Below are 6,865 nucleotides of genomic sequence, written 5' to 3'. Positions count from 1 at the left end.
AAATTCTACTCATTGATTTACGCCTCAAAGTTGCCTTGACGAAATACTAGTATCTCTAACTCGAAGCACTTGTATAAAACCGCAACGCAAACCGCCAAAACCTAGTCGAAACAAAAAACAGCGCCAGCGCCAACACTCCTGCGCCTACTATCCAACTGATTTGACTTCGACCCAGCAGAGCTTCTGCTGGTATAGTTGTTAAAAAAGCGACTGGAACAACAAAGGTAAAGAAGAAACGGTATGCTGTGGGATACGCAACCATCGGATATCGTCCAGCTTCCAACAGACCCCGCAGCACTTCGGTAACGTTGGATATTTTGACAAACCAGATGCTAGTAGATCCTAGCATGAACCACAAGCTGTAAAGAATGACAAAGCTAAAACATAAGGGAATTGTACTGATGAGGTAGTCGTCTATTCCTAAACCGAGTTTTGTACCTGCGTAGCCAATGATGATGCTACCAAAAATTATATCTGGAAGTCCCCAAGGTGATATGGTACGGGTAGAAAGCCAAAACTGGCTGCGGATGGGTTTGAGTAGAACAAAGTCCAATGTACCTTCTTGTACTTGGCGGACAATGCTATTCAAATTTGGAGCAAGGAAAGTCGCAGAAAAGCCTTGCATCAGCGTGAAAATTCCTAGGACGACTAAAGCTGCTTCCCATCTCCACCCAGCAAAGCTGTAGCCATTACCGTAAAACAAGAATAGTCCAAAAAGACTACCTGCAAGATTGCCTAAGCTGCTCAAGGTTGCTAAGAGGAAGTTGATCCGATACTCCAACTCAGCTTCTATGGCAGCGCTCCAAAATAATGTTAGTACTTTTAGGTATCTGTTTCTCAAGGTGAAGAACTATAAGGGCAAAAGTATGTGCAATACACCTCATTATCTCATACCAATTCTAGAGTAAGCTTCCACTTAAAACTTACTCTTTAACTCTTGGCGTGCTTGGCACGCCAGTCGCCTCAAGGGGACGCCAGGTGCTACAAGTCGGGAAACCCGCCCAACGCACTGGCTCGGGAACCCCCGCACGGTGAGACAGCGCTGCAGGAGGGTCTCCCTCCGTAGGCGACTGCGAACCCGAAGGGCGCTGGCTCGACTTGGCGGTTCGTTTCAGAAACTTGACATTTTGTACGAAAAATGTGCTTGATTATACTTTACTTAACCCAAGCCTTAAGAAGCCATAAATTCACAAAAATACATAAAGTTTGATACAATACCGCCATCAGGGAAAACAGTAACAGGTATTCGTAACTTTCACAAAGCAAAGTCTCAAAACTTGCTCTCAAAACTTGAAAGGTCGAACCGGTTAGTGACCACAAAATGCCCTGAAGCAAACCCTGTATAGTGGAGATACTAAAACTATGCCCTTAGCAGTTGGTAGCGATGCGCCTGCATTTACCGCCAAAGACACCAACGGTAACACTGTTTCGTTGTCTGATTTCAAAGGTAAGACAGTGGTTTTGTATTTCTACCCCAAAGACGACACCCCAGGCTGTACCAAACAAGCCTGTAGTTTTCGGGATGCTAGTAACGACTACAAGAGCAAAGATGTAGTTGTGCTGGGAGTCAGCGCAGATGATGAAGCTTCCCACCAAGCATTCACTCAAAAATATAGTCTCAATTTTCCGCTACTGGCTGACAGTGATAAAACCTTAATCAAGGCATACGATGTCGATGGTGGTGGATATGCTAAACGCGTTACTTACGTCATTGATGGTAACGGCAAAATCACCAACGTTGACTCTAACGTGAATACATCAACTCACGCTGGCGATGTTTTAGCAGGATTGGGGTTGTAAAAAGCGATTAATGAGATGTTGCACCTCACCGATGAGTACGCCTTGAACTCAAGTTCAAGGCTTATAAACAAAGTCCGTTAAAACGGACTCAAAGACTTACGCAGTCCGTTTTAACGGACTTAAGCTTTGAGCCAAGAAATTTATTTCTTGGCGGTAAAAAATTCTGGTGCAATATCTGAGATTAGCAATGATTCAAAAGAACTCAGAACACAGATCCCATAATCAAAACTTTTTGGTATTGCGTTCTGTGTTCTTTTTTTGTTGCTTTACTTTCCGGATTTGGGTTGAGTGATTCCAGGTGTATTTACCCTCAAGCCTGATTGATTTGGTTGCTGTTGATTTTGTTGATACAGTTGTTGTTGCTTTTGCTTGAATGCAGCTGCTGCATCATTGAGTTGTTGGTTCTGTTGATTTGGATCCCAAGTTGCATTTCCTTGTTGAAGGCGATGCATTAAACCAAACATGCCCATATTATTCACCTCATCGCTGCGAGGAGATAATGGATCGTTATCCTGTTGTGAATTGAGGTCTTGCAGAATGTTTCTTGAGTTAGGTTCAGCTAAACTAGGTTGAGGCAATAGCAAGGAAGCAAAGCTGAGTCCTGCCACAGTAAGTACAAATAGTTGTTTAAACGGTAAAAATGGTTTTTTCATAAAAGCCTCCAAAAAGTTTGTTAACCCACGCTTTCTGGGCGTGGGAGGACTGTTAAAGGATTTTGATTAAGAATCATACAGAACACACCAACTCACTAACTTAGAATAATTCTTTTTTGTGGTATGTAGGTAATTGGTGAGTTCTTTTTATGCCAAAATCACTTAAATCCAATAATGCTTCTATCTTAAGCAAGAGTCCGTCGCAGTTGAGGTTGAATGCTAAGTAATGCTACGACAGCAAAGCCAAGTAATACAAGCAAAGCTGCACCAAAGGTGACATCACCCCAAAAAGCATGCATGACTACGCTATTTAATCCCCAATCTTTGTGAAGATACAAATAGCGAATTGGTTCGATCGCATAGCTGAGGGGATTGAGGGTAGCGACAACCTGTAGCCATTGAGGCATGAAGGATAATGGAGCTAAAGCAGTACTAGCAAACAACAATGGCAAGTTGCTGACAAAAATGACTGCAATAAGTTCAATATGTCCCGGTAAGGTAAAAGCCAAACCAAGACTGATGGCAGTTACACCTAATGCAAGCAGGAAGACAATCAAAACTATTGCTCCTAAACCCGCTGCATTTGGTAACCCAGCCCCCAAAAATGCGGCTGCTGTCACAATCACCGCAGCTTGTAGTAAACTTTGGCTGATAATAAAGATAGCCGAAGCCAGAACTATCGAAAACCGTGAAACAAGAGGAGCCACGAGCAAACGGTTCAAAAAGCCGAATTCCCGATCAAACATCACTGGTAAACCAGCATTCAACGCCCCAGCAAATGCAGTAAAAACAATAACGCCAGCGCCCAGAAATTGTCCATAATTTGTGGTATTGCCAAAGATACCTTTTGGTGCATTTTGAAACAAAGCACCGAACAGCACCAACCACATCACAGGCTGAATAATTCCTGCAATTAATGTTGAGGGACGCCGCTGCAACTGAATAAACAAGCGACGCGTCAAAGCAAGTGTCTCTTGTACAAATTCACCGAAGACATTGGGAGTCGCATCTACCTGGTAAACTTGAGGTGATGCTACTTGTTGCCAATTTAGATCGGATTTTGGAGGTAAAACGGTACCGCTCATAAAAATTCACACATTCAAAATTCAAAGTTCAAAATAGTAAGATAATCTTGCTCCTTACCAATTCACAAAGCCTAACGCATACTCTGCTTACGTTCAGCCTTTTGATCGCGATTTCCGGCGGCGGCGAGTTCCGCATCCATCAAAGTTCGTCCTGTGGCTGCAAGATAAACATCATCCAAACTCGGTCGAGATTGGGCAATACTAAAAATTGGTAATCCAGCCGAATTGAGCGTTTGTTGGATGCTGATCAAAGCATCGTTTTGCGGTGTCACGACTAAGTTCAAGGAGTTCCCTTGAGCGCTATTAATGATCACTTCTTGAACAAACGACAAAGATTTCAGCAAGTCTTTAGCTTTGTGCGTCTCTTCGTCGGGTGAAAATTCGCGGATTCGTAAGGTAATGCGATCGCCCCCAACTTTATCTTTCAACTCTGAAGGCGTTCCTGTGGCAATCACAACTCCACGGTCAATTATTGCCACTTTATCAGCCAAGGCGTCAACTTCTTCTAAGTAATGGCTGGTAATCAGTACCGTTGTTCCTGCTTCTCGCAACTTACGCAGGAAATCCCATACCACAAAACGACTCTCTATGTCAAGTCCTACTGTTGGTTCATCTAAAACCAACACATCTGGTGCATGGAGTAATCCTGCTGCTAAGTCTAGGCGCTTGCGTAACCCACCAGAGTAAGTGCCAGTCTTTTTGTCTGCATATTCTTGCAAACCGAGTAACTCCAGCACTGTGTTAACTCGTTGTTTTGCCACTGCACTCGGTAAGTGATACAGTGCGGCTTGTAGTTGTAGTAGTTCGCGTCCAGTCAACACCTTATCTAAGGCAACTTCTTGAGCTACGTAGCCTAACCTTCTCCTTGCTGCTCTTGGATTATCCACCACAGATATTCCAGATACTTGTATTTTACCTGCATCTGGTGTTGTGAGAGTACACAAAGTTCTCAATGTGGTTGTTTTGCCTGCTCCGTTAGGACCGAGTAAGCCAAAGATTTCTCCTGGTTCCACCTGAAAGGAAACATCCTTCACGGCTTCAACCATGCCGTAGCGTTTTTTGAAATTTTCAATGTAAACGGCGGGAGCCATGATAGTTTATCCTAAACTATACAAATCTCAACAAATTCTATTTTTATTGTAGTTGAGTGGTGTGAGGTGAGGTGATTAAGTGGGTACGGCTTCCTTTATTTTATGAGTCGGGTTGCTCTGGGGAGGTATTCGCGAGTTCATTCACTAAATCACTTTGGCTAGTGAAATCTAATCACACCTTAGCTTACTGCTCTGGTTAAGTAATGGGTAAGGTACTAATCTGCTGTTTTACCTCCGGCTTGATCGAATCAACCTTACGTATCAGTTGAGGGTGAATCCCTTCTAGAAAGCCAGTCTAGTAGAACGAAGTAAATACAGATCATCAACAGCGTGGGAATGTCTAACCAGTTTCCTCTCCTGTTTCTATATCCTTATTCCTACAAAAACTTATCACTTTCATAAGCCATAAGTATATTTTTATTAAAAATTGTATCAAAACAATCTCAATTGTACAGATTCTGTCAACGATTTTTCTCGCTTGTGAGCAATTCCGGAAGATTGTTAGTGATTTTTATCACACTCAGAAAATATATTTGATGTTACCAGTAGATATACGTAATAGTACTTTTGTTGTCAAAAATGATGTTTCAATAAAAGAAAAATTATGTATTTATCACTAGATTGTATATTTGTTGATTTAATATGGAAACTACTGCAACAGTCGTTACGGATTTTATTGATTATTACCAGATTCTTGGGCTAGAGCCAGAGTGGGATACGGAAAAGCTTCGTATTGAGTTGCGAAAAAAGATGGCAGGAACAAAAGCCCGCGTGAATGCCGCTACTGGAAAGAAGAAAGAAGAAATCGATCAGCTACTTAAGAAGATCGTTAAGGCAACAAAGCTACTTACAGATCCTGAAGCTAAAGCTAACTACGATCAAGAGCTAGCAGAATGGAACAGAACTGCAACTCCTGAGCAACAGGCAGCTGCAGCGGCAGTACCAACCCTGCCAGAATTGTGGGCGTTAATTGATGCTGGGCGGTATTTGGATGCTGTGGAAGCTGGCAAGCGTCTAATCAACTATACGCCAGATGATGATAAAGCATGGGAAGCATACGCATATGCTAACTTTAGGTGGAATGATTTTGCTAATGCTATTTACGCCTCTGAACAAGCTATCCGTTGCAACCCTCAAAATGCCGAGTATTATGCAGATGCAGGTCAATATTTAGCAGCAGCTGAGCGCTGGAATCAAGCCGTTGCGCAGCTTAATCGAGCCATTCAAATTGCGCCCGAGCAAGTGAGTTATAAGCTCACCCTTGCAGACATTCATACGAAATGTGGAAATTGGGGTGATGCTGAAGCAATATTACAAGGTGTACTCAGCCAAGACTCCTCTAATCAGACTGCTCGATCCTTCATGGCAATTGTTGTCGGTGCTAGAGCTGAAGAGAAAATTTCGGAAGTCATTAGTTTAGCTGACGAGGGTAAAAAGAAAGAAGCCCGTAAACTTCTCAAGGAAATTAAAGACGATTTTGAGAAGGCTCACAAATTAGCTGAAAATGATCCTGATATACGAGATTTACTCAATTCAGAGTCCATCAATGTCCGACGCGCCTTAGGCGTTAATTCATACCAAAGGATATTTGGATTAATTGTTGACTCTATGCTGACACTACCAGGATTGTTGATTGCGTCTATTTATACTAGTTATACTGGTTATACTGGTGCAAATGCTACAGCTTATTTCTTCGGGATTCTAATAAGCATATTGGTTGTGGGCTACTCATGGGTTTACCTTGCCTACAAAAATAATGGACAGGATTTAACAAAGCGTCTTCTGGGTATGCAAATTGTCAATGATACAGAAGACTCTGTGCCATCGTTAGGCAAACTGACTTTTAGAGCGATTCTGAAGCCGATTACTCTAATGGTGATTTACTTGGTGTTAGCCGCAATGTTTTTCTTCTCGGTTCTTGCCGGGATGGGTGAGGCTAATGGTGCAGATGCAACTGGATGGATTATTGGCATTATGATCGGTCTATTTATTTTGTCGTTCAGGCTTTTGTTTGATCTGCTTTTCATCACAGATAAGGATCTGGCTCCTACCGTTGTAGGTGCATTTTTGTTCTTGCACGATAAGCTCACTGGTACCACTGTTGCTTGTTCCACCAAGGATGACTTTCTAAACTTCGGTAAGTATCACTGGTATTAAGTGGCATGAGGAAGGGTATTTCTTAAATTCATTATTGAAGTTGATTAAAATACTCTTCTGTTAAATCTCCAAGAGCGAT

Annotated in this window: 6 protein-coding genes; 2 read left to right on the top strand and 4 right to left on the bottom strand. The window is 42.4% G+C overall.

What is annotated here, in order from left to right; genetic code table 11:
* Positions 1 to 55: 55 nt before the first annotated feature.
* A complete protein-coding gene (locus tag AC5590_RS30260) occupies positions 56 to 841 on the bottom strand; it encodes an ABC transporter permease (protein WP_169266984.1) in 786 nt (261 codons plus the stop codon).
* 521 nt (positions 842 to 1,362) lie between these two features.
* Between AC5590_RS30260 and AC5590_RS30255 the strand changes: the two genes are divergently transcribed.
* Complete coding sequence (locus AC5590_RS30255; protein ID WP_169266983.1) at positions 1,363 to 1,800, top strand: peroxiredoxin; 438 nt, start codon at positions 1,363 to 1,365, stop codon at positions 1,798 to 1,800.
* 266 nt (positions 1,801 to 2,066) lie between these two features.
* Here the strand turns inward: AC5590_RS30255 and AC5590_RS30250 are convergent, their stop codons facing one another.
* The 3 genes from AC5590_RS30250 to AC5590_RS30240 form a co-directional block, all read right to left on the bottom strand.
* Entirely contained in the window at positions 2,067 to 2,453 is a 387-nt protein-coding gene (locus AC5590_RS30250; RefSeq protein ID WP_169266982.1) for a hypothetical protein, read from the bottom strand.
* Between the two features lie 185 nt (positions 2,454 to 2,638).
* Complete coding sequence (locus AC5590_RS30245) at positions 2,639 to 3,538, bottom strand: ABC transporter permease (protein WP_169266981.1); 900 nt, start codon at positions 3,536 to 3,538, stop codon at positions 2,639 to 2,641.
* A 71-nt stretch (positions 3,539 to 3,609) separates the two neighbouring features.
* The gene (locus AC5590_RS30240) at positions 3,610 to 4,629 is read right to left on the bottom strand and encodes an ABC transporter ATP-binding protein (RefSeq protein ID WP_169266980.1); all 1,020 of its coding nucleotides are present in this window, start codon (positions 4,627 to 4,629) and stop codon (positions 3,610 to 3,612) included.
* Positions 4,630 to 5,271: 642 nt separating this feature from the next.
* On the opposite strand from AC5590_RS30240, the gene AC5590_RS30235 reads away from it, so the two are divergent.
* Positions 5,272 to 6,786 carry a tetratricopeptide repeat protein gene (locus AC5590_RS30235; RefSeq protein ID WP_169266979.1) on the top strand — a complete coding sequence of 505 codons (1,515 nt, stop codon included), beginning with the start codon at positions 5,272 to 5,274 and terminating at the stop codon, positions 6,784 to 6,786.
* The last annotated feature ends 79 nt before the right edge of the window (positions 6,787 to 6,865 follow it).

Source organism: Brasilonema octagenarum UFV-OR1 (genome assembly GCF_963888615.1).
Taxonomy (GTDB): domain Bacteria; phylum Cyanobacteriota; class Cyanobacteriia; order Cyanobacteriales; family Nostocaceae; genus Brasilonema; species Brasilonema sennae.
This window is presented reverse-complemented; position numbering and strand designations above follow the sequence as displayed.